General features: G+C 68.6%; 18 protein-coding genes. 12 read left to right on the top strand and 6 right to left on the bottom strand.

The features are described 5' to 3' along the window. Positions 1–51: 51 nt before the first annotated feature. The 3 genes from D5S18_RS10910 to D5S18_RS36095 are packed head-to-tail and all read right to left on the bottom strand — an operon-like array spanning position 52 to position 5,970. Positions 52–1,224 carry a hypothetical protein gene (locus D5S18_RS10910; protein WP_120039680.1) on the bottom strand — a complete coding sequence of 391 codons (1,173 nt, stop codon included), beginning with the start codon at positions 1,222–1,224 and terminating at the stop codon, positions 52–54. Between the two features lie 35 nt (positions 1,225–1,259). Continuing rightward, positions 1,260–4,202: a LuxR C-terminal-related transcriptional regulator gene (locus D5S18_RS35630; protein ID WP_239003659.1), complete on the bottom strand. Its 2,943-nt coding sequence runs from the start codon at positions 4,200–4,202 to the stop codon at positions 1,260–1,262. Further along, complete coding sequence (locus D5S18_RS36095; RefSeq protein ID WP_158607852.1) at positions 4,195–5,970, bottom strand: Hsp70 family protein; 1,776 nt, start codon at positions 5,968–5,970, stop codon at positions 4,195–4,197. Before D5S18_RS36095 ends, D5S18_RS35630 begins: the two co-directional genes overlap by 8 nt. Positions 5,971–6,261: 291 nt before the next feature. On the opposite strand from D5S18_RS36095, the gene D5S18_RS10895 reads away from it, so the two are divergent. The 8 genes from D5S18_RS10895 to D5S18_RS10860 all read left to right on the top strand — a co-directional run bounded on the left by D5S18_RS10895 (position 6,262) and on the right by D5S18_RS10860 (position 17,779). Next, entirely contained in the window at positions 6,262–8,013 is a 1,752-nt protein-coding gene (locus D5S18_RS10895) for an IniB N-terminal domain-containing protein (RefSeq protein WP_120039678.1), read from the top strand. Between the two features lie 119 nt (positions 8,014–8,132). After that, on the top strand, positions 8,133–10,193 hold the full coding sequence (locus tag D5S18_RS10890) for a dynamin family protein (protein WP_120040562.1): 2,061 nt from the start codon (positions 8,133–8,135) through the stop codon (positions 10,191–10,193). An 18-nt stretch (positions 10,194–10,211) separates the two neighbouring features. Beyond that, positions 10,212–11,711, top strand: coding sequence for a dynamin family protein (locus tag D5S18_RS10885; protein WP_120039677.1), 1,500 nt, complete (start codon positions 10,212–10,214; stop codon positions 11,709–11,711). Positions 11,712–11,946: 235 nt separating this feature from the next. After that, on the top strand, positions 11,947–13,797 hold the full coding sequence (gene dnaK, locus D5S18_RS10880; RefSeq protein ID WP_120039676.1) for a molecular chaperone DnaK: 1,851 nt from the start codon (positions 11,947–11,949) through the stop codon (positions 13,795–13,797). Continuing rightward, positions 13,794–14,420 (top strand): nucleotide exchange factor GrpE, encoded by a 627-nt coding sequence (grpE, locus tag D5S18_RS10875; RefSeq protein ID WP_120039675.1) that lies wholly within the window; start codon positions 13,794–13,796, stop codon positions 14,418–14,420. Before dnaK ends, grpE begins: the two co-directional genes overlap by 4 nt. Positions 14,421–14,450: 30 nt before the next feature. Beyond that, the gene (dnaJ, locus tag D5S18_RS10870; protein WP_120039674.1) at positions 14,451–15,614 is read left to right on the top strand and encodes a molecular chaperone DnaJ; all 1,164 of its coding nucleotides are present in this window, start codon (positions 14,451–14,453) and stop codon (positions 15,612–15,614) included. After that, a complete protein-coding gene (locus D5S18_RS10865; RefSeq protein WP_120039673.1) occupies positions 15,614–16,009 on the top strand; it encodes a heat shock protein transcriptional repressor HspR in 396 nt (131 codons plus the stop codon). The genes dnaJ and D5S18_RS10865 overlap by 1 nt, the downstream gene beginning before the upstream one ends. 600 nt (positions 16,010–16,609) lie before the next feature. Further along, entirely contained in the window at positions 16,610–17,779 is a 1,170-nt protein-coding gene (locus D5S18_RS10860) for an FAD-binding oxidoreductase (RefSeq protein WP_120039672.1), read from the top strand. Here D5S18_RS10860 and D5S18_RS10855 read toward each other — a convergent pair. The 3 genes from D5S18_RS10855 to D5S18_RS10845 form a co-directional block, all read right to left on the bottom strand. Beyond that, the gene (locus D5S18_RS10855; protein ID WP_120039671.1) at positions 17,776–18,558 is read right to left on the bottom strand and encodes an FAD-binding oxidoreductase; all 783 of its coding nucleotides are present in this window, start codon (positions 18,556–18,558) and stop codon (positions 17,776–17,778) included. The two genes, D5S18_RS10860 and D5S18_RS10855, sit on opposite strands and share 4 nt — an antisense overlap. A gap of 37 nt (positions 18,559–18,595) precedes the next feature. Continuing rightward, positions 18,596–19,756, bottom strand: coding sequence for an FAD-binding oxidoreductase (locus tag D5S18_RS10850; protein ID WP_120039670.1), 1,161 nt, complete (start codon positions 19,754–19,756; stop codon positions 18,596–18,598). A 150-nt stretch (positions 19,757–19,906) separates the two neighbouring features. Then, positions 19,907–20,842: an NADP-dependent oxidoreductase gene (locus tag D5S18_RS10845; protein ID WP_120040560.1), complete on the bottom strand. Its 936-nt coding sequence runs from the start codon at positions 20,840–20,842 to the stop codon at positions 19,907–19,909. A 221-nt stretch (positions 20,843–21,063) separates the two neighbouring features. Between D5S18_RS10845 and clpB the strand changes: the two genes are divergently transcribed. The 4 genes from clpB to D5S18_RS10825 all read left to right on the top strand — a co-directional run bounded on the left by clpB (position 21,064) and on the right by D5S18_RS10825 (position 26,630). Then, positions 21,064–23,619, top strand: coding sequence for an ATP-dependent chaperone ClpB (clpB, locus tag D5S18_RS10840; RefSeq protein WP_120039669.1), 2,556 nt, complete (start codon positions 21,064–21,066; stop codon positions 23,617–23,619). Between the two features lie 104 nt (positions 23,620–23,723). Further along, positions 23,724–24,494, top strand: a complete 771-nt coding sequence (locus D5S18_RS10835) for a DUF5666 domain-containing protein (protein WP_120039668.1) — start codon at positions 23,724–23,726, stop codon at positions 24,492–24,494. A gap of 47 nt (positions 24,495–24,541) precedes the next feature. After that, a complete protein-coding gene (locus D5S18_RS10830; RefSeq protein WP_239003657.1) occupies positions 24,542–25,717 on the top strand; it encodes a TtfA family protein in 1,176 nt (391 codons plus the stop codon). 106 nt (positions 25,718–25,823) lie between these two features. Beyond that, positions 25,824–26,630: an SDR family NAD(P)-dependent oxidoreductase gene (locus D5S18_RS10825; RefSeq protein WP_120039666.1), complete on the top strand. Its 807-nt coding sequence runs from the start codon at positions 25,824–25,826 to the stop codon at positions 26,628–26,630. The last annotated feature ends 1 nt before the right edge of the window (position 26,631 follow it).

Raw genomic sequence — 26,631 nt, 5'->3', positions numbered from 1 at the left:
CTCATTCGTGCGACCACTGTAAGGCACAAACCGGGGCGGGGCGCCGTGAAATCATCCCATGCCGGGGATTGGGAACGGCGGCGCCCCTGGCAATTCCGGCCAAGGCTCGAAAGTCATTGGCGGACGCGGATATCGGGTGGTGGTCGGGGGTCGATACCTGGTTGTCGTCGGTGGCGGCGTCGTCGTGGTGGTGGGCGGTGGGGTGGTCGTCGTGGGCGGCGGCGGAGGTGGCGGCGGCGGCTCGACGGTGGTGGTCGGATCCGGCGTCCACACCCGCGGCGGTTGCGTGGTGGTGGTCGGTTCGACGGTGGTGGTCGGCGGTGGGGGCGGCGGCGCGGGAGTCGGGGTCACCGAGATCTCGGAGCGGGCGTCGCGAATGGGCGGGGCCGGGGTCTCGTGCCGGGCGCGCAACACCATGGCGACGCCGAAAGCGCCGAGTGCCAAGCCGATCGCGGCGGCGATACCGATCAGGAACGGGGTGCGCCTGCCCTTCCGCGGGGTGGGCGCGGGGGTCGGTTCGGCAGGGTGCACCTCGGGGACACCGGCCACCGTGACGGCCTCGGTGGCAGGCCCCGCCACCGGGATGGCCGCCGAATACGCCTGCGGGCGTTCGGTATTCACCGCGGGGAAGACCACGGTGTCGATGGTGGAGTTCTCGGCGGTGCTCGGATCGGGCGGCGTCGCACCCGCAGGCGTCGCCAGGACCGAGGCCAATGCCGCACGCGCGGCGTCGTAGGCCACGGATTGGCCGATATCGGCCGCACCGCCCGCGCCCAACGCGGCCAGCGGATCGGTATTGCTCGGCAGATCACCCTCATTGATCAGCACCACCGAGCGCAAGCCCAGATAGTCCATGGCCTCGCGCAGGGACTGCACGTACTCGGCAGGCCACGACGCCGGATGCGCGGCGAAGAACTCGGCCGAACCCGCCAACTGATCCGCCGTCAGATTGATCAGGCAGTACAGCGCCGTCGCGACCAGATCCTCCGGCCGATACGCCTCGCCGTCGTCCACGGTGATACCCGTCGGATCGCCGATCGCCTGCACGAACCCGGTGACCGAATGGCCGTACCCCTCGGGCTTGGGTCCACCGAGAACCGTGTCACCGTCCTCGGACATGTGCAGGACGGACTCGCGGACGATGTAGCGCGGCTCGTCGGTGTCGCTGACGATCGACGCCGTGCACACATCCTCGGCGATGCGCAGGCCCACACCTGTGGCCATCCTCAATACCTCGCTTCGGCCGGCGCGCCGGGAACTCACACCAGCAGCGAGCCGTGTCCCATGGCGCGGAGCATCGACAATAACTCCGAACGGGACCGAGCACCGATCCGCCGCCGAATGCGCGCGACATGATGCTCGACCGTCTTGGCCGAAATGTACAGCCGCGCGCCGATCTCCCGGTAGGTCAGGCCGAGCAGAACGAGTTCGGCCACCTCCCGCTCGCGCTCGCTGAGCACCGAACCGTCCTGCGGTGCGGGTTCGGGTGCGGTCGCCGCCGGAACCGGGCGCTGCATCGGTCGCGCCTCGGCCCGCACCGTTCTGGCCAGTTTGAGCAGCACGGTCGCGGTCGCGGAATCCGCGGCGGCCAGCGCCGACTCGCTGGCCAACCGGGCCGCGTCCCAGGTGAGACCGATCTCGCTCAATTGAGCCACCGCCGCCCGCACCGCCGCGGCGTCGACCTGACCGCGCAACACCAGCACCCAGGTCCGACCCGCCGCCGCCAACAGGGTCGCGTGCCGATCCCCCGCCTCGGCGGCGGCGCGCAGCGCGTGCGCGTGCGGCAGCAACTCCTGCGGACTCTCGTGCGCGATGGCGGCCTGCACCCCGTACCAGTGGAAGGCATTGGCCCAGGCGGGCGGATCACCGAGGCGACGCAGCAGTGCCAGCGCCGCATCGACCAGCGGGGCGATGCGGCGCTCATCGCGCAGCCGGATACCCGCCAACCACAGTTCGCCGATCGGCAGCAGGGCCAACAGATCGGCGTTCACGTCGTCGAACAGTGGACAGGCCGCCTGCCACGCGCGAACCAGCGCCGCATGGTCCCCGCCGCGCCGCGCCAACCCCACCGCTACCGCGTGAGCCAGCAGTTGATCGCGGATATCGAGGGCATTCGGGTCGAGAGCGGCCAGTGCCGCCGCAGCGGATTGCTCGTCGCCGCCGAGCATGGCGGTCCAGGCGATGAGCACCTGAACCCCTGGTGACCGCGCGCCATTCGCCGTCGCCCGACGCAGCGCGTCCTCGGCGCGGTGCGGTGCACCGACGCTCAGACACAGCAGGGTCGCCGTGGCGACGGCGGTGACGGGGAGGAACAGACCGACGCTCGCGTCGGCGTGGGTCGCTTGGATCAGCGCGGAAATGGCTGCGGTGGTGTTTGTTTCGCCGAGGGGGCGGGCTGGGAAGTGGTTGATGGACTGCCCGGCGGTCGCGAAACTCGTGGCGCCGCCGGATGCGTTCGTGCCGTCGAAGCGGCGCGAGGGGTCTCGGCTGATCGCGGGCATGGCTGTGGTGAAGCCGGTGGGTTCGTTGCCGGCCCGTGTCGTGTCGCCGATCGGGTGCGGGTTGATGGCAGGCATGGCCGTGGTGAACCCGGTTGGCTCGGTTGTCGATCGCGTTGCGGCGGTGTTTGTTCCGCCGAGGGAACGCGGGTTGGCCGTGGTGAAACCGGTTGGCTCGCCGCCGGATCGCCCTGCGGCGCCATCGCGCACGGTTGGTCGTGGTGTTCCGTTGCCGCCGACGGCCGGTGTCGGCACGCGGTCTCGGCCGTTGGCTCGAGGCGGCAGACCATTCCTGCCGCCTGACTCCGGCACGCCGAGAGTGCCGGACGCATCGGTGGTTTCGCCTATGGTGCGGGCCAATGCGGTGGCGATGAGACCGGCTTGTGCGGTGGCGGCGGTGGGGGGCCAGTGACCGGCGTAGGTGGATAGGGTCTGGGCGCCGGTGCGGTCGCCTGCCAGGGAGAGGACGGTGGCGCCGACCGCCCAGTCCGCGCCGACGCGGTTCGGGCCGAGCCAGGTGTAGAGCTGGGCGGCGCGGTCGACGAGGCCGCGGCGGGTCAGTACCGCCGCGCAGATGCGCACGGCGGCGGCGAGATCCGGTGTGGGGACATCGCGACGGGCGAGCATCGGTTCGGCCAGGCGCATGGCTGTCGCGCCGTCGCCGATGCGCGCGGCGGCCTCGGCCCAGCGCAGCGCGATCTCGTCGGGGGCGGCACCCGCCGCGGCTGCGGCCGCGTAGTAGCGCGCCGCGTCGCGGCCCGCTTTCTCCGCTGTGGCGGTGAGGAATTCGGCGAGTCGGCGGTCTCGGACCCCGGATTCGGCGAGCAGCAGCGCGGTGTTGTCGCGCAGCAGACCCGCGTCGAGGCGCGCGGCCAGCAACCTGCGCTGCACGCCGACGAAGCGGCGCTCGCCGAGCAGGGTGCGCAGCGGTGCGACGGCGGGGGCCAGCAGTAGATCGGCGTCGGTGACCAGTGCGCAGGCCCTGGCGCGATCGATGAGGTCCTGCGCCACACCGGATTCCACGCCGAGCACCTCGGTGAGCTCGCCCGCGTCGAGGCCCGCGCCGGTCGTGGCGATGACGAGGGTCTCCAGCAGATCGGGTTCGGTGTCGTCGAGGACGGTGCGGGTCCAGGCGCGCACGGCCGCGTCGACGGCGCGGATGCCCGCGTCGAGTCGGGTCGAGCAGGCGGCCGTCAGCGCGGCGACCACACCGCCGCGAATACCGTCGGTCTGGCGATGGATGTGTTGGGCCACCGGACGCGGCACCGTCATGCCGAGTTCCCTGGCGAACGGGGCGATATCGGCGATGCCGAGCGGACGCAGGTCCACCACCCGGCCGCGCCGCGCCACCGCCTCGGCCAGGGCGCGCAGGGTTGGCTGGTGCGGGCGCGGCCTGCTCGCGACTATCACCGTCGTCGTGCCCGATTCCACGGTGGCGCACAGGGATTGGAGTTCGGCCGCGGTCAGCGTGTGGGCATTGTCAACAACCAGCGCCTGGTCGGCGGTCCTGCCCGCCTCGAACGGGGTGTCGCGAGTCACCAGGCCGCCCTCGCGCAGGCGGTTGCGGATCGCGCCGAGCAGGGTGGACTTGCCGGTGCCGGAGCGTCCACGGATCAGGCATATCGCGGGTTCGTGGTCGGCGCTGTCCAATTCGCGGAAGATCTCGCGGGCCGAGGGGAGGGTCTCGAAGGCGAACTCAGCCACCGTTGCCTCCCGGAATCACGGGCGGCACGCGCAGGCCGGAGGGAAACATGCTGCCCGGATCGACCGGATTCTGCACCGGTGGCAGCGTCGGCGGGGAGGGCAGGGTCGGCGGGGGTGGGGGCGCAGGCGGCAGATACGGGGGTTGGGGATTCGGAGCCGGGTTGGGCTGAGGATTCGGAGCCGGGTTGGGCTGGGGATTGGGTGCCGGGTTGGGCCGGGGATTCGGCGGTGGATTGGCAGGTGGGGACTGCTCACTTGTGGATGGATCTCGAGCACCAGGATCGGCGGCTGTGGATGGTTGTGGATTGTTCGCGGGCACAACGACAGTCCGATCGGATGTGGAGACCGGCTGTGTGACATTCGGTCTCGGACTTCCCGCTGTCATCGGATCCGGATTCCGGTCGGGCTCATTCGGAGTCGGACTGGTCGCCGCGACCCGGGCGCCGTCCGGTGCGGGTGTCGTATTCCGCGCGACGGGAATGGGATTCGGGCCGGATTGGGCGCCGGTGCCGACCGCGAGGGTGCCCGTGGTCAGCACGCCGATGGCGACGGCCGCACCCGCGACAATGGCGGCCCGCTGCCTGGTGGTGAGTCGGCGACGGCGCTGCGGGGTCTCGGGCAACCGCGGCTCGCGGGAAAGTGGCTGGAACCGAGTGGCTTCCGGTTCGACTGCGGGTTCGATGGCGAGCGCGGCGGGCAGGGCGTCGGTCCGCGCGGCCGTCGCCAGGTCGGCGGCGAGCAGGGCCGCGCCGCGGGCGGAGGTCTGCGCGGGCTGCGGTGCGGCGACGACCTCGAGACCGAATTCGCTCGAGATCAGTTCGGCCACCAGCGGTATGGATCCGCCGCCGCCGGTGAGCAATACGCGATCGATGTCGCCGATGCCCAATCCGGCGCGGTGCACCGCCTCGCGCAGCAGATCGGCGCCGGCCGACAATGGTCCGCGCAGCATCTCCTCGAGCTCGTCGCGGACCAGGCGGATCTGCTCGGCGCCCCCGCCCAACCGCACCGGAACCACGGTCGCGGTATTTATGGAAAGCTCTTCCTTCGCATTCCGGCATCTTGCCCGCAAAGCGGACAATTCGCGTTCCAGGGCCGGATCGAACGGGTCGAAATCATTTCCGCCCATCGCATTAGCCAGCACATAGCGCATGGTGAGCAGATCGAATTCGGACCCGGCGATGTCGGTGCTGCGCAGCGGTGCACCGAGTGGACCCGACTGTTCGCCGGTGCGCAGCACCGAGATCGTCAGGCCGGACGCGCCGAGATCGTAGACCGCCGTCGCGCCATCCTCGAGGGGGCCGTGCGCGGCGGCCAGCCAGCGCAGCGCCGCCGCAGGCTCCGGGACCAGGGTGACCTCGTCGAGACCCGCCTCCGCCAGGGCGGTCCGCTGCGCCTCGACGGTGTGGCGCGACCACCACGCCGGATGGCAGACCACGGCCGTGGATGCGGAATATCCGGTGCGCCTTGTCATTTCGTCGATCAGGCAGGTCACGGTGGTGGCGACCAGGTCGGCGGCGCGATAGGCGCGGCCGTCGTCGGTGCGGATATCCACCGGATCGCCCACCCGGTGCAGGAAGTCCGCCACCACGGCGGCGCCCGTCGGGGCGACCAGAGCGGGGGTGCCGGAGGTCAGGCTCAGTGCGCTCGGACGGACGCGGACCGTACCGCCGCGCGCCGGACCGGTCTCGCCATCGCCCTCCCCCGCGGCCGCCACGGCAACCGAATTCGACGCTCCGACAGTGATGCCGAGCGCCAGACGCTCTGTCATTACGAGAACCCCGTTCGAGAACTGTGTGGTCCGGTGGTCGCTGTGTAGTACGGAACGGCCTGGTCGGTCGTTCGACCCGTACACATCTGTCGGTTGCTGGGGGGCCGCCGTTACCGATTGGGGGTGGGTTCGGGGAAATTCCCCTAATCCCAACCGCGTCCCTAACCGCCGCATCCGACGGGGAGTAGGGGTGCACCCCGTTTCGCCGTAACGAGCCGGCTACCTAGCGTGAAATTCATTTCAACGACAGCGGATCGGGTTGGTCCGCCCCTGTGGAGGAGATGATTCTCGGTGACACCCAACGCGATTCTGGAGTTCATCCTCAACCTGCTGCGCCATCCCGATGCCGCCGTCGGGTACTGCGCCAATCCCACCGAGGCGCTCGCCACCGCCGGACTCGGCGCCGTCACCCCCGAGGACATCGCCGCGGTCGCGCCGATGGTCGCCGAATCCGCCCTCATCGCCGGAGGTTCCCAACTGTCGGCCATCGTCGCGGCCGGCGCGGGCGTCGGTGCTGGTGCGGGCCTCGGCGTCGGTGCGGGTGTCGGCGTTGGCGCCGATTCCACCGCGGGCCTCAACTCCACCGCGGGCCTCAACTCCACCGCGGGCCTCAATTCCAGCGTCGGGCTCGGCTCGAGCGCGGGGCTCGATCTGGGCGCGGCTGTCCAAACCGGCGCGGCGGCCGAGGCGGGAACCGGTCTCGACCTGAACTCGACCATCGGCAGCGGCCTGCACACCGCGGCCGATCTCGGCCTCGACGGCTTCTCCCAAGCGGGCGCGAACCTCGCTGCGGGCCTCAACGGTGCTCTCGGCCTGGGCGCCCAAGCCGTCAGCGGCCTCGAAACGTCCCTCGCCACCGGCCTGTCGGCAGGCGTTCTCGGCGCGGTGAACACCGCGGCGCAGTTCGGCGGCGACCTGAACACGGGCATCCAGACCGGAGGCGATCTCGCCACAGGCATTCAGGGCGCCGTGAACACCGGTGCCCATATCGGCATCGGCTCGCAGGGCGCTGTGGATACCGGCGCCTATCTCTCCAGCGGCATGCAAGAGGCAGCTATCGGTCTGTCCACAGGGCTGCAAGGCGTTGTGGATGCCGGAGCCCGCCTCGGCGCTGATCTGTCGACCGGTCTGCAGGGCGCGACCACTGCCGCCACCCAGTTCGACACCGGAGTTTCGTCCGGAATCCAGGCTGCCGGGCAGATAGGCGCCGACTTGTCCACAGGGCTCCAGGGTGCAGCGAATGTTGGTGCACAGGCTGGTGGCAGCTTGTCGGACGGTCTGCACGGCGCTGTGGATACCGGAGCCGGTGTGAGCGGCCATGTCTCGAGTGGGCTGTCGAGTGCGATCGGCGGCGGTGTACAGGCCGGTTCTGGTCTCGATACCGGCCTTTCGAGCGGACTCGGTGCAGGCGCGCAGGTCGGGAGTGCTTTCGGGACCGGGGTATCCGCAGATGTCGCAGGTGCTGTGGATAGCGGTCTGCACGCGGCATCGGGGGTTGCCGGTGGTGTGGAAACCGGGTTGTCCACAGGTATTGGCGGGGCGGTGGATACCGGTGTGCACGGTGGAACTGGTTTGGGAGCGGGAATCTCCAGTGGGATCGGTGGGGGTATCGACAGCGGTGCGCACCTGGGGACAGGTCTCGCATCGGCTTTCGGCGCGGGTGTCGACGGTCGTGCGCAAGTGGGGGCAGGGCTGGAATCCGGAACGTCCGGCGCAATTGGCGGGGCGATCCACGGTGGAGCCGATCTCGGCTCGGGCCTGAGTTCCGCCGTCGGTGCCGCAGGTGGAGCGTTCGGCGGGGCCGGTGTGGGCGGCGCCGCACACGGGGTTGTGGATACCGGGGCCGGGATTGGGGGCGGATTGCACACGGGTGTGGCATCGACCATCGACGCGGCCGCGAATACCTGGTCCGCGGTGGATGTTTCGAGTGCGTTCGGGTCCGGGTTGGATACGGGTGTGCACGGCGGGGTGCACGGGGATGCGCACGCGGGCGGCGAGATCGGCGGTGGTGGGCAAGGGCACGGCGGATTCGAACTGCATTGAAATGAGTGAGCACAGTGCCGGATCGGTGGATAGGACGACGGCTTTGGATTGCGGGTGGTGCGAATGAACCGACCGATGTCAGCACCGAGTTGAATTGATCTGAAGTGGAAGAGGGCGTGATGGGGGCTTCGGCTGGGGGTTCGGCGGGAGCGCTGTCGGCGGCGCTCGAGGAGGCTATCGGGGTGGCTCGGGGGGCCGGGCGGGGGGATTTGGTGGAGAGTTTGGTGGCTGCGGGGGAGCGGGTTCGGGATCCGCGGCGGCGGATCGTGGTGGCCGGGTTGGTGGATCAGGGGAAGAGTCGGTTCATCAATGCGCTGTTGAATGTGGATATCTGCCCGGTTGGGGATGACGCGACCACGACGGTGACCACGCTGCTGTCCCATGGGGTGCGGCCCGCGGCGGAGTTGGTGTTGGCGGCGGCCGATGCGACCGGCGGGCAGATCAGGGTCGCGGTGCCGATCGAGGAGATCGGGAGTGTCTCGGCGCGGTCGCCGCATGCGCGGGGGCGCCACATTGTTCGGCTCGAGGTTCGGTTGCCGAATCCGCTGCTGGCCGACGGGATTGTGCTGATCGATACGCCGGGGGTTGGTGGGCACGGAAGTACCGGTGCGGCAACGGTGCTCGGGTTGGCCTCGGCGGCGGACGCGGTGCTGGTGGTCTCGGATGCGTCGACGGAGTTGACCGAACCGGAACTCGCGTTGCTGCGTCAGGTGCGTGAGTTGTGTCCGGCGACCGCGCTGTTGCTCGGGAAGATCGATCTGTACCCGCATTGGCGGCAGGTCTGTGCGGCGGACCGGGGGCACTTGGCGCGGGCGAATCTGGAGGTGTCGGTTCTGCCGGTGTCGGCGTCATTGCGCGAGCACGCGATGCGCTCGCAGGATCCGCAATTGGGCCGGGAATCCGGATTCGGTCCGCTGTACGACTATCTGCGCGAGCAGGTCCTGGCGCGCGATGTGGTGGCGACCCGAGCCGCCGTGGCGCGTGATATCCATTCGGCGGCCGAGCATTTGGCGCTCGCACTCGGCAGTGAACTGGTGGCGCTGCGCGATCCGGGGCAGGGTGCGGCGGCGGTGCGTGAACTCCGGTCGGCCAAGAGCGCGGCCGAACAATTGCAGCGGCGCGCCGCCGCGTGGCAGCAGACGCTCGCCGACGGCATCACCGACCTGGCGGGCGATGTCGATCACGATCTGCGGGAACGTCTTCGCGGTATCGCCGCCGCTGCCGACGAATGGATCGATGCCAACGATCCGGGTAGGCACTGGGAGCGAATCGCCGAATGGCTCAGCGGCACAATTGATCTCGCGCTGGGTGATAATCTGCTCATCGTGCACGCCAGGGGTGTCCGGTTGGCGGAGAGGGTGGCCGCGCATTTCGCCGAGATCGGTGCGGTCGAACTCCCCGATGTGGACCCCGAGGCGCAGATCGCGGAAAGTCGCTCGGGTGCGGGAACTTTGGCCGCATTGGAGCCGGATATCGGCCTGGTGAGCAAGGTGCTGATCGGCATGCGCGGCTCATACGGCGGCGTGCTCATGGTCGGTCTCGCGAGCACCCTCGCGGGCCTCGCCATGCTCAACCCCATCTCCATCGGTGCCGGAGTCATCTTGGGCGGCAAAGCATTCCGCGACGAGCAGCATGCGAGGCTGCTGCGCAGACGCGCCGAGGCCAAGCAGGCCGTCCGCCGCTTCCTCGACGATGTCGCCTTCCAGGCGGGCAAGGAATCCAAGGACCGCCTGCACCGCATCCATCGCGCCCTGCGCGACCATTTCACCGGCGTCGCCGAACGCGGGCTGCGCTCGATCGACGATTCCCTGCGCGCCGCCCAAGAGGCCGCCACCATGGCGGCCGCCCGCCGCGCCGAGCGCATCACCCTCCTCGAACGCCAACTCCACACCGTCGCCGCCCTGCGCCGCTTCGCCGCCTCGATGGGTGCCTACGAAACCCCCGCGCTCGAGCACTCCAGCCGCACCGCCGGGGTCGGCGGTGCGATGTCGCCGCGGATCGAGGCGCAGGTGATAGATCGCAACGGTGCGGTCGATCCGTCGCCACGGCAGGTCACACGCACCGAGTTCGGGGTGGGGGCTGCGGTCGGGGCGCAGGTCGCGGTATCGTCCGGCGGCGCGCGCGAACGCGTCGCGCCGGTGGTCGGCGGCCCGCACGGGGAGGGTGTTGACCATGGATGAGTGACGAAGGTTGAGCGGATGAGAGCCGAGCCGGAGCGGTCGCCGGGTGTCGTGGCGCAGGCGCATCGGCTGGTGGCGGCGGCGCGGCAGGTGTTCGCCGGGCAACCGGGGCCGAGTGCGGCGCTCGAGCGGTGCGCGCGGCGGTTGGATCAGCCGCTGCGGGTCGCGCTGGCGGGCTCGTTGAAGGCGGGCAAGTCGACGCTGCTGAATTCCCTTGTCGGACAGGATATCGCGCCCACGGATGCGACCGAGTGCACCAGGATCGTGACCCGGTACCGCTACGGTTCGACACCGAGCGTCACCGCGTACGCCCCGGACGGGGATCGGGCGAATGTGGTGGTCCGGCGCGGTGCGGGCGGCCTGAGTTTCGAGCTGACCCGACTCGCGTGGCGTCCCCGACCGGGTCCGCACGAGGTCGATCACCTCGAGGTGGAGTGGCCCGCCGCCGCCCTGGCGCAGACCACGATTATCGACACTCCGGGCACTTCCTCGCTCTCGCACAGTATTTCGCACCGCACCGAACGCCTGCTCACCGATGCGACGGTGCCGGGCGCGGACGCGGTCGTGTATCTGCTGCGTCGCCTCGACACCGCCGATATCACCATGCTCGAGCGCATCGCCGCCGGTCCGGGCGCGGGCGGCCCGCTGGGTGTGGTCGGGGTGATCTCGCGGGCGGACGAACTCGGCGCCGGGCGTATAGACGCGCTGCATTCGGCCAATGAGAAAGCGGTGCGCTTCGCCGCGGAGTTGGGCCGAACGGGCCTGTGCCAGGCGGTGATCCCGGTGGCCGGTCTGCTGGCTTTCGCCGCGGCGACGCTGCGTCAGCAGGAGTTCGCCGCGTTCGAGGCGCTGGCCTCGGTCCCGGTCGAGGAGTTGTCGGTCGCCCTTCTGTCGGCGGATCGTTTCGCCCGGCCCGATATTCGGCTGCCGGTCGACCCCGAGTTGCGGGCGCAGTTGGCGGATCGCTTCGGGCTGTTCGGGATTCGGGTGGCGATCGCGCTGATCCGGTTGGGTGTGCGCGATTCCGCCACGCTGGCCACCGAATTGACCGCACGCAGTGGCATCGACGAGCTGCGTTCGGTGCTCGATGTCCAATTCGCCCAGCGCGCGGACCAATTGAAGGCCCATTCCGCCCTGAATACGGTCGCCGCGGTGTTGACCGCCCATCCCGGCCCGGTCGCCGATGAGTTGCTGCCGCAGGTGCGCACCCTGCTCGCCGATGTGCACGGTTTTGCCGAATTGCGCCTACTGGGTCGGTTGCGCACCGCCGAGCTGATCCTGCCCGCCGATGATATGACCGAATTGCACCGCCTCATCGGCGGCGCGGGTATCGCGACCCATCTGCGCCTGGGCCTACCCGCCGATGCCGCACCGGCCGTGCAGCGCGAGCGCGCGGTGGCTGCCGTGCGCAAGTGGCGCACACGCGCCCGCCATCCGCTGGCCGACCAATTGACGACGGCGGCCTGTCTGACCGCCGCCCGCAGTGCGGAGGGCGCACTGGATCTGCTCGCCGAATAGTCACGGGAATTATTCGCGCGGGTCGTCCGTTGAGCGTTCCGACAAGGTTGAGTGGATTCGACTCAAGTTTCAGGTTGACTCCCGCCCGGTGCGGAGGCAGGATTGAGCCGACCACGCTCAGCGTTGCTGGGACCGTGCTCCGCGAGGTGCTTGGGGCGAGGTCTCGTGAGCGGGCCGTCCGGACGGATCGCCCCGCACCGACACAGATTGTTCAGGTCAATACTTAGGAGGAACCATGGCTCGTGCGGTCGGAATCGACCTCGGGACCACGAACTCGGTCGTAGCCGTCCTGGAGGGCGGCGAGCCGGTAGTGGTCGCCAATTCGGAGGGATCGCGCACCACCCCGTCGGTCGTCGCCTTCGCGAAGAACGGTGAGGTCCTGGTCGGGCAACCGGCCAAGAATCAAGCGGTCACCAATGTCGACCGCACCATTCGCTCGGTCAAGCGGCACATCGGCACCGACTGGTCCGTCGACATCGACGGCAAGAAGTACACCCCGCAGGAGATCTCCGCGCGGGTGCTGATGAAGCTCAAGCGCGACGCGGAGGCCTACCTCGGTGAGGAGATCACCGACGCGGTCATCACCGTCCCCGCCTACTTCGAGGACGCCCAGCGGCAGGCCACCAAGGAGGCCGGGCAGATCGCGGGCCTGAACGTCCTGCGCATCGTCAACGAGCCCACCGCCGCGGCCCTGGCCTACGGCCTGGACAAGGGCGACAAAGAGCAGACCATCCTGGTCTTCGACCTGGGCGGCGGCACCTTCGACGTCTCGCTGCTCGAGATCGGCGAGGGCGTCGTCGAGGTCCGCGCCACCTCCGGTGACAACCACCTCGGTGGCGACGACTGGGACGAGCGGGTCGTGCAGTGGCTGGTCGACAAGTTCAAGGGCACCAGCGGCATCGACCTGACCAAGGACAAGATGGCGATGCAGCGGCTGCGCGAGGCCGCCGAGAAGGCCAAGATCGAGCTGTCGTCGAGCCAGAGCACCTCGATCAACCTGCCCTACATCACCGTCGACGCGGACAAGAACCCGCTGTTCCTCGACGAGCAGTTGACCCGGGCCGAATTCCAGAAGATCACCTCCGATCTGCTGGATCGCACCCGCGCGCCCTTCCAGTCCGTCATCAAGGACGCGGGCATCAAGGTGTCCGATATCGATCATGTCGTGCTGGTCGGCGGTTCCACCCGCATGCCCGCCGTCACCGATCTGGTGCGCGAACTGACCGGCGGCAAGGAGCCCAACAAGGGCGTGAATCCGGACGAGGTCGTCGCGGTCGGCGCGGCCCTGCAGGCCGGTGTGCTCAAGGGTGAGGTCAAGGACGTCCTGCTGCTCGATGTGACCCCGCTGTCGCTGGGTATCGAGACCAAGGGTGGCGTGATGACCAAGCTCATCGAGCGCAACACCACCATTCCGACCAAGCGTTCGGAGACCTTCACCACCGCCGATGACAATCAGCCCTCGGTGCAGATCCAGGTGTTCCAGGGCGAGCGCGAGATCGCCTCGCACAACAAGCTGCTGGGCTCCTTCGAGCTGACGGGTATCCCGCCGGCTCCGCGCGGTGTGCCGCAGATCGAGGTCACCTTCGATATCGACGCCAATGGCATCGTGCACGTGACCGCGAAGGACAAGGGCACCGGCAAGGAGAACACGATCAAGATCCAGGACGGCTCCGGCCTGTCCAAGGAGGAGATCGACCGGATGGTCAAGGACGCCGAGCAGCACGCCGCCGAGGACAAGGCGCGGCGCGAGGAGGCGGAGACCCGCAACCAGGCCGAATCGCTGGTGCACCAGACCGAGAAGTTCGTCAAGGACAACGAGGACAAGGTCCCGGCCGAGGTGAAGACCAAGGTCGAGGCGGCGGTCACCGAGGCGAAGGAGGCCCTGAAGGGCACCGATATCGCCAAGGTGAAGGCGGCGGTGGAGAAGTTGGCCACCGAGTCGCAGGCGCTGGGGCAGGCCATCTACGAGGCGTCGGCCAAGGAGTCGGCGGCCTCGGGCAACGGCGCCGCGGCTTCGGCCGCCGCCGATGACCAGGTGGTGGATGCCGAGGTCGTGGACGAACCGGTCGACACGGAGAAGAAGTGACACAGGGCCACTCCGAACAGGAGCCGATCACCGTGGTCGACAATCGCAGGATTGATCCCGACACGGGCGAGATCCGGGAGCAGGCGGCCGAGAACGGCTCGGCCGCCCCGGAGATCGAGATACCGGCCGAAGCCGAGTCCGGTGAACTCGCCGAGCGCACCGCCGACCTGCAGCGCCTGACCGCCGAATACACCAATTACCGTCGCCGCGTCGAACGCGACCGCAAGGCCGCCGTCGACTCGGCGAAGGCCGCGGTGGTCTCGGAATTGCTGGGTGTGCTCGACGATCTGGACCGGGCCCGCGCCCATGGCGATCTGGAGTCCGGCCCGCTGCGCGGCGTGGCCGACAAACTGGCCGACGCGCTGCGCAAGCAGGGTCTCGAGCAGTTCGGCGCGGAGGGTGAGCCCTTCGATCCGACCCTGCACGAGGCCGTGCAGCACGAGGGCTCCGGTCACGATCCGGTGCTCGGCCTGGTCATGCGCAAGGGGTACCGCCTCGGGGAGCGGGTGCTGCGGCACGCGCTCGTCGGGGTGACAGACGGTGTGGCGGATATGGCGCAGGCTGCCGATCTGGCCACCGCACAGACAGAGGCATCCGGTGATGCCGACGTACCCCACGAATAATTCCCCCACTGCGAGAGGAGGAGATGCTCGGTGAGTCAGCGGGAGTGGATCGAAAAGGACTTCTACAAGGAGCTGGGCGTCTCCTCCAGCGCCTCGCAGGACGAGATCAAGAAGGCGTACCGCAAGCTGGCGCGGGATCTGCATCCCGATGCCAATCCGGGTGATACGCAGGCCGAGGAGCGTTTCAAGGCCGTCAGCGAGGCGCATGCCGTGCTGTCGGATCCGGCCAAGCGCAAGGAGTACGACGAGACCCGCAAGCTGTTCGCGGGCGGGTATCCGCGCACCGGGGGTGGCTTCACTCCCGGTCCCGGCGGCGGGTTCTCCAGCGAGTTCAATCTCGGCGATATCTTCGGTGGCGCGCAGGCGGGCGACGGCGGCCTGGGCGATCTGCTCGGTGGCCTGTTCAACCGGGGCGGCACCCGCACCGCCGGTGGTCGGCCGCGGCGCGGCGCCGATGTGGAGACCGAGACCACACTGGGCTTCCGCGAGGCGGCCCAGGGTGTCACGGTGCCGCTGCGGATGACGAGCCCCTCGCCGTGCACCACCTGTCATGGCAGCGGCGCGAAGCCGGGCACCAGCCCGAGAGTGTGTCCGATCTGCAATGGCGCGGGCGTGATCAGCCGCAATCAGGGCGCGTTCGGGTTCAGCGAGCCGTGTGACGAATGTCGCGGCAGCGGTTCGATCATCGACGACCCGTGTGTCGATTGCACCGGCAGCGGCATCCAGAACCGCACCCGCACCATCACCGTCCGGATTCCGCCGGGCGTGGGTGACGGGCAGCGGATCCGGTTGGCGGGTCAGGGCGAGGCGGGTCTGCGCGGCGCGCCGTCGGGTGATCTGTTCGTTACGGTGCATGTCAACCAGGACAAGGTCTTCGGCCGCAATGGCGACGATCTGACCCTGGTGCTGCCGGTGAGCTACGCCGAATTGGTGTTGGGCACCACGGTTTCCGTGCCGACCCTGGAGGGTCGGGTGGGGGTCAAGGTGCCGCCGGGCACGGCCGACGGCCGCATTCTGCGGGTGCGTGGGCGCGGTGTGCCCAAGCGCGGTGGCGGTGCGGGTGATCTGCTGGTGACGGTGAAGGTGGCCGTTCCGCAGAAGCTCGACGAGGCGGCCACCGAATCGTTGCAGAACTACGCACAGGCCGAGCAGGCCAGTGGGTTCGATCCCCGTGCGGGATGGGCAGGTGCGTGATGTCCACAGATCCGAACCAGGCGGCCGGTGGGCCGTCGCGGGCCGAGTTCTTCATGATCTCGGTGGCGGCTCAGTTGGCGGGTATGCACGCGCAGACGCTGCGCACCTATGACCGCCTGGGTTTGGTGACGCCGCAACGCACTTCGGGCGGCGGGCGGCGCTATTCGACCAGGGATGTGGAGTTGCTGCGCGAGGTGCAGCGGCTGTCCCAGGACGAGGGCGTCAATCTCGCAGGCATCAAACGCATTATCGATCTGACCAATGAGGTGGAGGCGCTTCGCGAGCAGTTGATCGAGGCCCGCGCCGAGTTGGATCGGCTTCGCACGGCCTATCATCCGGTTCCGCAGCGCAGTACCGCGCTGGTGGTGTGGCAGCCGCGTAATCGCCGTACCTGAGCCTCGGTAGGCACTTCGGGCCTCGGGGCCGCTTCGTCAGGAGCGGATTCCCGAGGCCCGTTGGCGTTTTCGGCCGGGAAATGTGTCGCAACCGCGTCCGACACCGGTCGGCAAACCCGTTGCCGGGCGGTGGTCGGATGATCGTGTTATGGGTCGAATCGGTCCGGGTTCGCGCGAATCGGCCTGGTATCAGCCGCTATTCGACACTCGGAACATTCCGTTCGGTATCGAGATTGCCGAGTGGCCTCGCGAATGTTCGACAGTAGGGGTCGGCGCCGCGATGATGCGGTGAAATACGCCGAGTCATTGAGATTGCTAGATGATAGCTATAATTGATGATTCCGCATGAGTCTTGCATAGTGGGGCAGTCGAATTCATGCTTCGAACACCCGATCTCGTGCTAGATAACGATCTTTCAGTTTGTTTAACACCGGGTTCTCTCGTATCACCATCGAATTACACCGGCAAGGTTCGGATCGAGCATTCCGCTACCGGCAAACCTCCCCTACACTCGGTGGCAACGGCTGCTGTCGAGTGTCCGCAGCACCCACACTCGCCGGCACAGTTTTGTGTTCGATGCGAAATGGGGTTGTAGCGCACATGGATTCGCGGACCGTCGCTTTGATTCGGACCACGTTCAAGGCGGTCGCCGCGACAGAGGACGGCACGCAGCGCCTGGCCAGATCCTTCTACGCGATCCTTTTCACCGCCCATCCGCACCTGCGCGAACTATTCCCGGCCGCGATGGATATCCAGCGCGACAGATTGGTCAAGGCCATCGCCTACGCGCTCGACCGGCTGGAGGAGCCCGACGAACTCCTGCCCTTCCTCGCCCAATTGGGCCGCGACCACCGAAAATACGGGGTGCAGCGTGCGCACTACCTGGCCGTCGCCGTCGCGCTCAAATCCGCCATCCGCGCCTTCGCGGGCAGCGAGATGTGGACCGACGAGGTGGACCGCGCCTGGGACGCGGGCCTGACCATCATCGGCGACACCATGATCGGCGCGGCCGAGCAGGAGGCCACCCCGGCGGTCTGGACCGGTACGGTGCTCGAGCGCCGCGATGTGCTGCGCAATCTGTCGATCGTGCGACTGCGCCTGGATCAGCCGATGCGGTACGCCGCGGGCCAATATCTCAGCGTGCAGATTCCGGGGCGTCCCCGCATGTGGCGCTATCTCTCACCGGCCGTACCCGCCGGTCCGGAGGGCGAGATCGAATTCCACATTCGCGGCGTCCTCGGCGGCTGGGTCAGCCCGGCCATCGTGGGTCGCGCCGAGGTCGGCGAACAGTGGCTGCTCGGCTCCCCGCTCGGCGGCCTCGGCGTCCCGCGCAACACCAAGCGCAGACTGCTCATGGTCGGCTGCGGCACCGGAATCGCCCCGCTGCGCGCGCAATTGATCGCGATGGCGCGGCGGCGGGCCAATCCGAAGGTGCACCTGTTCGTCGGCGGCCACCACCCGTGCGACCTCTACGACCTGCCGCTGCTCGGCCGGTTGGCCGCCGCCAATAAGTGGCTCACCGTCACACCGGTCGCCGAGAGCGCGGAAAACCCGTGGTGGTACTCGGATTCCGATGCGCTGCGACCCGATCCGCCCGGACTCGAACCCCGGATCACCGGGCAGATCGGGAAGGTGGTCGCCGCCGCGGGTCCCTGGTCGGATCGGGATGTGCAGATCGCCGGATCGCCTTCGATGGTGCAGACCACCAAGTTCCGATTGATGGCCGCGGGCACCCCGGCGAAGAACATCCGCCACGACCCGCTGTTCTAAATCCCCTCGTACTGAATCAGTTCCGGGGGAGTGCCGGTCGCGATCAGGCGGTCGACGGTTGCCCTCGTCATGGCGGGGGACCCGCAGACGAACACCTGGTGATCGTCGAACGCGCCGTGCGAGCCGACCACCTCGGCGAGGGTGCCGAGCAGCAGTTCGTCCTCCGCGAAGCCGACATCGACGCGCGCGCGCTCGTACCATTCGTCGGCCCAGTGCGGATCGTCCTGCGACTCCACCACGGGAATCACGGTGAGCCAAGGCAATTCCTCGGCGAGCAGCACGAGCATATCGGCCGCGTACAGGTCGCGCGGCGAGCGCCCGCCGAGGAACAGATAGGTATTCGGTTGTCGCGGTTTGCGTGCCAATTCCAGGATCTGCGCCCGCATCGGGGCCAGGCCGGTTCCGCCCGCCACCATCACCACATCCGGCCCCGCCGCATCGATGAGGAAGGTGCCCAGCGGTGCGGCGATGCGCCATTCGTCACCGGGCGCGGTCTCGGCGACGATCGATCCGCTGCACCAGCCGCCCGGCACGGTGCGCACGTGGAATTCCAGTTTGCCGTCCAGTGAGGGCGGCAGCGCGGGGGACAGCCTGCGCCGCAGCCCCGGCAATCGCGGCACCTGCACCTCGACGGATTGCCCCGCCGTGAACGGCACGAATTCGCCGATGAGGCGGATCACCGCCAGATCATGGCGCAGCCGGTGATGCCCGACGACGGTCGCGGTCCATTCGGGCTCGTGTCCCAGGCCATTGCCGAGCACGCTCGGATCGATTGTCATTTGTCACCTGTGTTCAATGGTGTTGTGGTCGCACCGATTACACCGGGTCGGCGGCGATGGCGTATTCCGGGGTGCCGACCGCGATGAGGGCGCGGCGGGTGTCGGCGATCATGCGGGCCGAACCGGAGATCTGGATCTGGCGGTCGGCCCACGCGCCGAAGCTGGCCACCACCGCGCCGAGATTGCCGATGAGGCGGCGGTGCATACCGTAGGGGGCGTCGTTGGGTGGGTGGGGATACCACCACGGATTTGTCTTGTGCTCGCAGACGGGGACCACCGTGAGCCACGGATTGCTCTGCGAGAGCTGCCACATATTCTCCACGTCGTACAGGTCGCAGGGGTAGCGGCCGCCGATGAAGAAGTGCACGCGGGGATTGATGCCGCGCTGCCCCATCTCGATGAGTTGCGCACGCAGCGGCGCGATTCCGGTGCCCGCGCCGATCAGCAGCACATCGCGCCCGCTGTCCCGGTCGACATGCAGGCCGCCGAGGGGTCCCGCGATCTGCCAGCGGTCCCCGACTCGGGTCTCGTTGACAATGGCGGGGCTGACCCAGCCGCCGCGCACCTTTCGGACGTGGAATTCGATCTCCCCGTAGGGATTGGAGGGAATGGCGGGCGAGAAATAGCGCCACATCTTGGGTCGCTGCGGCAGGCAGACGGGGACGTATTGACCCGCCTGATACGGCACCGGGGTCTCGGTTTGCAGTCGCACGATGGCCAAATCCTCGAGCACCCTGCGGTGGCCGACCACTGTCGCCTCCCAAAAGGGTTGCGATTTATCGGAATTCGCGCCGATGGCCATGGAGGCGGAGATGAGGATGGCGATATCGCCCCAGCCCTCGTCGAGTTCGCGCGACCACGCCGCCCCGCCGTTGTATGTGCGCATCGCGGCCACCAGCGCGCGTCCCGCCGCGTCGTAGTGGGCGGCCTCGACACCGTACTTGCGGTGGTCGCGGGCGAGTTGCTCGAGGAATTTCTGGGCTCGACCCCAATCCTCGAGGTGATCGAGAACATACTGGATGGCCGTCACCAGCCGCTTGGGCTGCATATCCATGGCGGGCGGGAACAGTTCGCGAAGTGCCGGACTCTCGGCGAACAGGTGGCCATAGAAGGCGCCGATCAACCGCTCGGTTCCGCCCGGCGATTCGGTGACCGCGCGGAAATCGGCGCGGACCAGCGCTGCTGAACGCGCATCCACGACGTGGAGCTTCCTTTCCCTCTGACTGCTGCCCGGCGACCTATCCGTAACCGGCGGTCCCCCGCCGACCAGTATTCCTGAAAATGCCGTGGCCCGGCGCGGATCGCCCTGCCCACCCGACCGGTCGGTTGCCCGTCGGGTGCTCGGGGCTCAGAGGGTGAGCACGGTTTTGCCGCGCGCGCCGCCCGCCCCGATGGCGGTCGGCGCCTGTTCCAAGGGGATGGTGCCCTCGATCGGCACCACCACGTCGCCATTGGCCACTCGCGCCAGCAGTCGTGCCAATTCCGATGCGCCGCTGGAGGATACGAGATTTCCGCCGGTAATTCCGCGTTCGCGCAGCGCGGTTTCGTCGGCGGCGCCGATAATCGAATAGACCGCGCCGCCCGAGCGCACCAAATCGGTGAGCTCGGCGAGTTTTTCGGGCGGGCTGACCAGGTCGAAGAGCGCATCGATACCGTCGGGGCGCAGCGCGCGCACCTGGTCGGTCACCGAACCCGCTGTGTAGTCGATGGTTTCGGCCGCGCCGAGGCGGGTCACCTGGTCGGCGGCCGCCGCGCGCGCGGTGGCCAGCACCTGTGCGCCCGCGATATTGGCCAACTGCACCAGGAATGAGCCGACGCCACCGGTCGCGCCGACGATGAGGACCGTCTGTCCGGGTTTGATCGCGGCGGCGTCGACGAGATCCTGCGCGGTGGTGCCCGCGGTGGGCAGGGCGGCCGCGGCGACGGTCGAGACGCCCTGCGGTATCGGCACCAGCGCGCCGTCCTCGGGGGCGATCGAGAATTCGGCGAACGAACCGTGGCCCGCAGGCGGATACAGGAATTTCCCCACCACCCGCTCACCCACCGCGAATCGATGGACGCCGGGTCCGGCCGCGGCGATGACGCCCGCGCCGTCGACGCCGAGGATCATCGGGAAATCGTGCGGCATAATGCCTTCGAGATATCCCTCGGCCATGCGCTGATCGAACGGGTTGACACCTGCCGCCTCGATTTGGACTCGCACCCGGCCCGGTCCGGGTTCGGGCAGCGGCATATCGGCCAGTTCCGGTGTGGCTCCGAAGTTCCGTACCACGATCGCGCGCATCATCTCTCCTCGCATCGCACTGACAAGTGATGCATCAACCAACGGCCAGGGTCATCGTAGGCATGCAACTGCCGAGGACCCGATGATTAGTCCCCTTCGGTGGTGTCGCGGCGTAGCGTCGGCAGTGATCCGCGACACAATAAAGTTGAGCGGAACAGACTCAACCTTTCCAACGTTGGACCGGGTAGGCACTGCGGAAAACGACTAGTAGGAAGGTGACTGTGGACTCGATCAATCCCACCACCAAGACTCAGGCGGCACTCACCGCCGCCCTCCAGGCGGCCTCGGCCGCGGGCAATCCGGAGATCCGTCCGGCGCACTTGCTGGTGGCGTTGCTGGACCAGACCGACGGCATCGCCGCCCCCCTGCTGAAGGCCGTCGGCGTCGATCCGGTGACGGTGCGCCGCGAGGCGCAAGACATGGTGGACCGACTGCCCCGCGCCACCGGCGCGACCACCACACCGCAGCTCGGGCGCGAGGCATTGGGCGCGATCACCGCCGCCCAGGCGCTGGCCACCGAAATGGGCGACGAGTACATCTCCACCGAGCACGTCATGGTCGGACTGGCCGCGGGCGACTCCGATGTCACCATGCTGCTGAACAAGCGCGGCGCGACGCCCGACGCGCTGCGCGAGGCGTTCACCGCCGTGCGCGGCAGCGCCAGGGTCACCAGTCCGGATCCGGAAGGCACCTACAAGGCGCTGGAGAAGTACTCCACCGACCTCACCTCCGCCGCGCGCGCGGGCAAACTCGACCCGGTCATCGGCCGCGATACCGAAATCCGGCGCGTGGTCCAGGTTTTGAGCCGCCGCACCAAGAACAACCCGGTACTCATCGGCGAACCCGGCGTCGGTAAAACCGCCATCGTGGAGGGGCTGGCCCAGCGCATCGTCGCGGGCGATGTCCCGGAATCGCTGCGCGGCAAGTCCGTTGTCTCGCTGGATCTGGGCGCGATGGTCGCGGGCGCGAAATATCGCGGCGAATTCGAGGAGCGCCTCAAGGCCGTCCTCGAGGACATCAAGAACAGCGCGGGCCAGATCATCACCTTCATCGATGAGCTGCACACCATCGTCGGCGCGGGCGCGACCGGCGAATCGGCGATGGACGCGGGCAATATGATCAAGCCGATGCTGGCGCGCGGCGAATTGCGCCTCGTCGGCGCGACCACGCTCGAGGAGTATCGCCAACACATCGAGAAAGACGCGGCCTTGGAGCGCCGATTCCAGCAGGTGCTGGTCGGCGAACCGTCGGTCGAGGACACCATTGGCATCCTGCGCGGCATCAAGGACCGCTACGAGGTGCACCACGGCGTGCGGATCACCGATTCGGCGCTGGTGGCCGCCGCCACGCTCAGCGACCGCTACATCACCTCCCGCTTCCTGCCCGACAAGGCCATCGACCTGGTGGACGAATCGGCCTCGCGGCTGCGCATGGAAATCGATTCGCGCCCAGTGGAAATCGACGCGGTCGAGCGCGCGGTGCGGCGGCTGGAGATCGAAGAGGTCGCCCTGAGCAAGGAGACCGACGAGGCATCCAAGGCCCGGCTGGAGAAGCTGCGCCAGGAACTGGCCGACGACCGCGAGAAGCTCAACCAGCTCACCACCCGCTGGCAGAACGAGAAGAAGGCCATCGACCAGGTCCGAATCCTCAAGGAGCAGTTGGAATCCCTGCGCGGAGAATCCGAAAGGGCCGAGCGCGACGGCGATCTGGGCAAGGCCGCCGAACTGCGCTATGGCCGCATCCCCGCATTGGAGAAGGAGCTCTCCGCCGCCGAGCAGGCCTCCGCGACGGCCGGTGACGGCGAGGTGATGCTCAAGGAGGAGGTCGGCCCGGACGATATCGCCGAGGTGGTCGGGGCCTGGACAGGTATCCCGGTCGGTCGCCTGATGGAGGGCGAGACGCAGAAGCTGCTGCGCATGGAGGCCGAACTCGACCGTCGCGTGGTCGGCCAGGCCGAGGCCGTGCAGGCGGTATCCGACGCGGTGCGCCGGGCCAGGGCGGGCGTGGCCGATCCGAACCGGCCCACCGGCTCGTTCATGTTCGTCGGCCCCACCGGCGTCGGCAAGACCGAACTGGCGAAGGCATTGGCGGACTTCCTCTTCGACGACGAGCGCGCCATGGTCCGCATCGATATGAGCGAGTACAGCGAGAAGCATTCGGTGGCCCGGCTCGTCGGCGCTCCGCCCGGCTACGTCGGCTACGACCAGGGCGGTCAGCTGACCGAGGCGGTGCGGCGCCGCCCGTACACGGTGGTGCTGTTCGACGAGATCGAGAAGGCGCACCCGGATGTGTTCGACATCCTGCTGGCGGTGCTGGACGAGGGCCGACTCACCGACGGTCAGGGCCGCACGGTGGACTTCCGCAACACCATCCTCATCCTCACCTCGAACCTGGGCGCGGGCGGCGATCGGGAATTCGTGATGGGCTCGGTGCGCGCGGCCTTCAAACCGGAATTCCTCAACCGCCTCGACGATGTGGTCATGTTCCACTCCCTGGACGAGGAGCAGCTCGAGCGGATCGTCGATATCCAACTCGACCTGTTGCAGCGCCGCCTCAGTGCGCGGCGGCTCACGCTGGACGTGAGCGATTCGGCCCGCTTCTGGCTCGCCGTGCGCGGTTACGACCCGGTCTACGGCGCGCGCCCGCTGCGCAGGCTGATCCAGCAGTCCATCGGCGACACCCTCGCCAAGGAACTGCTGGCGGGCGAGGTCCAGGACGGCGACACCGTCAAGGTCGGCGTCAGCTCCGACGGCGACGGCCTCATCGTCGGCCGCTGAATCCCGTTGCCGCCCCGGCCCCGAGCAGGCCGGGGCGGTGGATCTTCGCCGCTGGGGCGTCGCGCCGCGAGCGCGGCAAAACGAAGACAACCTACTCTGGACGCATGACGAACCCGAAGGATCCCTGGGGGCAGCGGCCGGAGGACGCGCCGACCGAACATCTGGCCGCTCCCGGCCGGAGCGGGTTCGAGTCGGCCCACACCACCGAATACGCCGAGGCCTACGGCCAACCCGCCCCTTCGATGTATCCGACGGTGGAGCAGTTCAGCGGGTGGACGGCGCCGCCGCCCGAGGCCACCAGGGTGTTGCCGACGCACGAATCCCAATGGGGCGCGAACCCCACCGGCTACGGCGAGCCGTTGGGTGTCGCCAATGCGCCCACCGTCGCACCGGAGCCGCCGCGCAAGCGCAATACCGGTCTGTGGGTGGCGCTCGGCCTCGGCGTGGTGTTGCTGGTCGGTGTCATCGGACTCGTGGTCGGGATGACGCTGGGTGGTGGGAACGGCTCCACACCCGCCGCCGCGCCCCTCACCTCGGCCCCGCGCCAACCCGCGCCGAGCGCCCCGCGTCAAGCGGTGCCCCCGCCCTCGGTTTCCCCTGGTCTGCCCGGTCTGGGTGGGGGGCTCGAGCTGTCCGGCACCACCATGGGCACCATCTCCAATAACGCCGGTGGCACCCTTACCGTCAATTCGCTGATCGGCCCGGCCGTCACGGTGCGCACCGATGACAAGACCTCGGTGGTCTCGGCCACCGCCGCGCGGGCCAAGGATCTCAAGGTCGGCGATGTCGTGGTGGTGCAGGGAGACAAGGCGGCCGACGGCTCGATTCTGGCGCGGGTCATCATTAGTACTTCACTTACCGGCGAACCGAAATGAGCGCGGTGCCGGGCATTCGCTCGAACGGCTGGATAGGGTAAACGGCGATGACGGCAATGTGGTTCGGGTTGGCGACGATCGCGCTGATAGGTGCGATCGTGCTGCTCTATTTCGATCGTAAGCAGCGGCAGCGGACCGGGCATGCCCGGCAGGTGTGGGCGAAATCCCAGGCCTACACCTATGTTTCGGTCGAACCCGCCCTCGCCTCCACCTGGCGGCGCGGCGCGCTGGCCAAACTCGGCTACCTGTCCGCGGTCGATGTGGTCTCCGGTGTGCGCAAGGGCGAGAAGTTCGTCCTGTTCGACCTGGAGGATTCGGCGACGCTGGTGGCGGTGCGCCGCCAGATCGGCTCCGATATCGATATCGACATGCGGCTCAAGACCGCCTCCCCACCCAAGGACGCCGACCTGGAACTGCTCGGCGCGATCGGCGATCGGGTGGTGTTCGCCACCAATCCGGAGATCGCCAGGCACGCCGTCGATCAGCGCATGGTCGCCTTCATCGAGACGCTGCCCGATGCGGTGCAGATGCTGTGGAGCGAGGGCAACTGGACTCTCGGCATGCTCTCGGTCGGCACCGCGTCGCGCGATTGGGAGTCGGCGATCGATTCGGTGCTGCGGCTGTCGGGTCTGCTGCATGTGCTGCCCCCGGTCAGTGACTCGCGCGTGCCCGAACCGTCGCCCGATTCGGGCCGGGCGCCCCGTTCGCGTCAGGAGTCCGACGAATTCGCCGCCGACCGTGCGGAATTCGCGCCGCAGCGCACCTTCGACAAGCAGCGTCCCGCCGAGGAGAACCGCCGCCCCGAGGAACGCCGTCCGGCTGAGGATCGCCGTCCGGTCGGGGAACGGCACCCGGTCGAGGAACGCCGCCCGGTCGAGGATCGCCGTCCACTAGGGGACCAGCACAGCCCTGACCTACGGTCCGAGGACCGCCACCCGTCCGGCGGATCCGCCCCGGCCGACGAGATTCGTCCGGAACCCCGGATGGACCCGGCCGACCGCGATGCCCCGCGCCGCCCGTCGCTGGCCGTGGTTCCGGACGCGCGCGCCAAAGCCCGCGCCGAATGGCAGGCCGACACCTGGCCGGATGACGACGAGGACGACTGGGTGCCCGAGGCCGAGCAGCGCCCGGTCCCGCGCCCGCACGAGCCCGCCGCGCCGGAACAGGCAGGCGGCCCGTTCCATCCCGGCTTCCGCCCATACCAGGGACCCGTGCCCAAGTGATGGGGCCGCGTCCCACCGGATCGCGACCCCACAGCTCGACACCCGCGCGGCAGCGCAAGACGCAGTGCCGCGCGTCCATTGCCCGCAGCTACCGATTCGAGCCGTCATGACCGAAAAACCCGCCCGCCTGCCGGGGGCAGTGCGTCCCGTGGCGATGATCACCGGCCCCACCTCCGGGATCGGGCACGGCTACGCCACCCGGTTGGCCGCCCTCGGCTACGACCTGGTGCTGGTCGCTCGCGACGAGGCCCGACTATCGGAGTTGGCGGCCGAGGTCGAACGCCGCTACGGCACCCGCTCGGAAGTGCTCGTCGCGGATCTGGCGCAGGACGCGGCCAGGGATCGGGTGGCCGCCAGGGCCGCCGATGGACTCGAATTCCTGGTCAACAACGCGGGTTTCGCGCATTCCGGGGAATTCTGGACGCTGTCGCCGCAGGATTTGCAGGCGCAGTTGGATGTCAACGTCACTTCGGTGTTGCAACTCACCAGGGCCGCGCTGCCCGCGATGATCGCGGCGGCCAAGGGGTCGGTGGTGAATGTGGCCAGCGTCGCCGGACTGATTCCGGGACGCGGCTCGACGTATTCGGCGTCCAAGGCCTACGTCGTATCCTTCACCGAGGGATTGGCGGGCGGTCTGGCCGGAACCGGGGTCCGGGTGCAGGCGCTGTGTCCCGGATTCGTGCGCACCGAATTCCATCAGCGGGCCGGTATCGCCATGTCGGCGCTGCCGAAACCGCTCTGGCTCGGTGTGGACCAGGTCGTGGCCGGGTCGCTGAGCGATCTGGAGAAGAACCGGGTGATCAGCGTGCCCGGTGTGCAGTACAAGGCGATAACCACCGTCGCAGGGCTGATCCCGCGCTCCCTGGCGTCCCGACTCAATCGCGGACTGTTCAACGCACGCGGAAGGACTTAGA

Source organism: Nocardia panacis (assembly GCF_003598715.1).
Lineage (GTDB): Bacteria > Actinomycetota > Actinomycetes > Mycobacteriales > Mycobacteriaceae > Nocardia > Nocardia panacis.
This window is presented reverse-complemented; position numbering and strand designations above follow the sequence as displayed.

Excerpts from the sequence above, each read along its gene's own strand:
- D5S18_RS10910 (WP_120039680.1), bottom strand. The coding sequence starts at position 1,224 with ATGGCCACAGGTGTGGGCCTGCGCATCGCCGAGGATGTGTGCACGGCG.
- D5S18_RS36095 (WP_158607852.1), bottom strand. The coding sequence starts at position 5,970 with ATGACAGAGCGTCTGGCGCTCGGCATCACTGTCGGAGCGTCGAATTCG.
- D5S18_RS10890 (WP_120040562.1), top strand. The coding sequence starts at position 8,133 with ATGGGGGCTTCGGCTGGGGGTTCGGCGGGAGCGCTGTCGGCGGCGCTC.
- D5S18_RS10885 (WP_120039677.1), top strand. The coding sequence starts at position 10,212 with ATGAGAGCCGAGCCGGAGCGGTCGCCGGGTGTCGTGGCGCAGGCGCAT.
- dnaK (WP_120039676.1), top strand. The coding sequence starts at position 11,947 with ATGGCTCGTGCGGTCGGAATCGACCTCGGGACCACGAACTCGGTCGTA.
- D5S18_RS10865 (WP_120039673.1), top strand. The coding sequence starts at position 15,614 with ATGTCCACAGATCCGAACCAGGCGGCCGGTGGGCCGTCGCGGGCCGAG.
- D5S18_RS10860 (WP_120039672.1), top strand. The coding sequence starts at position 16,610 with ATGGATTCGCGGACCGTCGCTTTGATTCGGACCACGTTCAAGGCGGTC.
- D5S18_RS10855 (WP_120039671.1), bottom strand. The coding sequence starts at position 18,558 with ATGACAATCGATCCGAGCGTGCTCGGCAATGGCCTGGGACACGAGCCC.
- D5S18_RS10845 (WP_120040560.1), bottom strand. The coding sequence starts at position 20,842 with ATGCGCGCGATCGTGGTACGGAACTTCGGAGCCACACCGGAACTGGCC.
- D5S18_RS10835 (WP_120039668.1), top strand. The coding sequence starts at position 23,724 with ATGACGAACCCGAAGGATCCCTGGGGGCAGCGGCCGGAGGACGCGCCG.
- D5S18_RS10830 (WP_239003657.1), top strand. The coding sequence starts at position 24,542 with ATGACGGCAATGTGGTTCGGGTTGGCGACGATCGCGCTGATAGGTGCG.
- D5S18_RS10825 (WP_120039666.1), top strand. The coding sequence starts at position 25,824 with ATGACCGAAAAACCCGCCCGCCTGCCGGGGGCAGTGCGTCCCGTGGCG.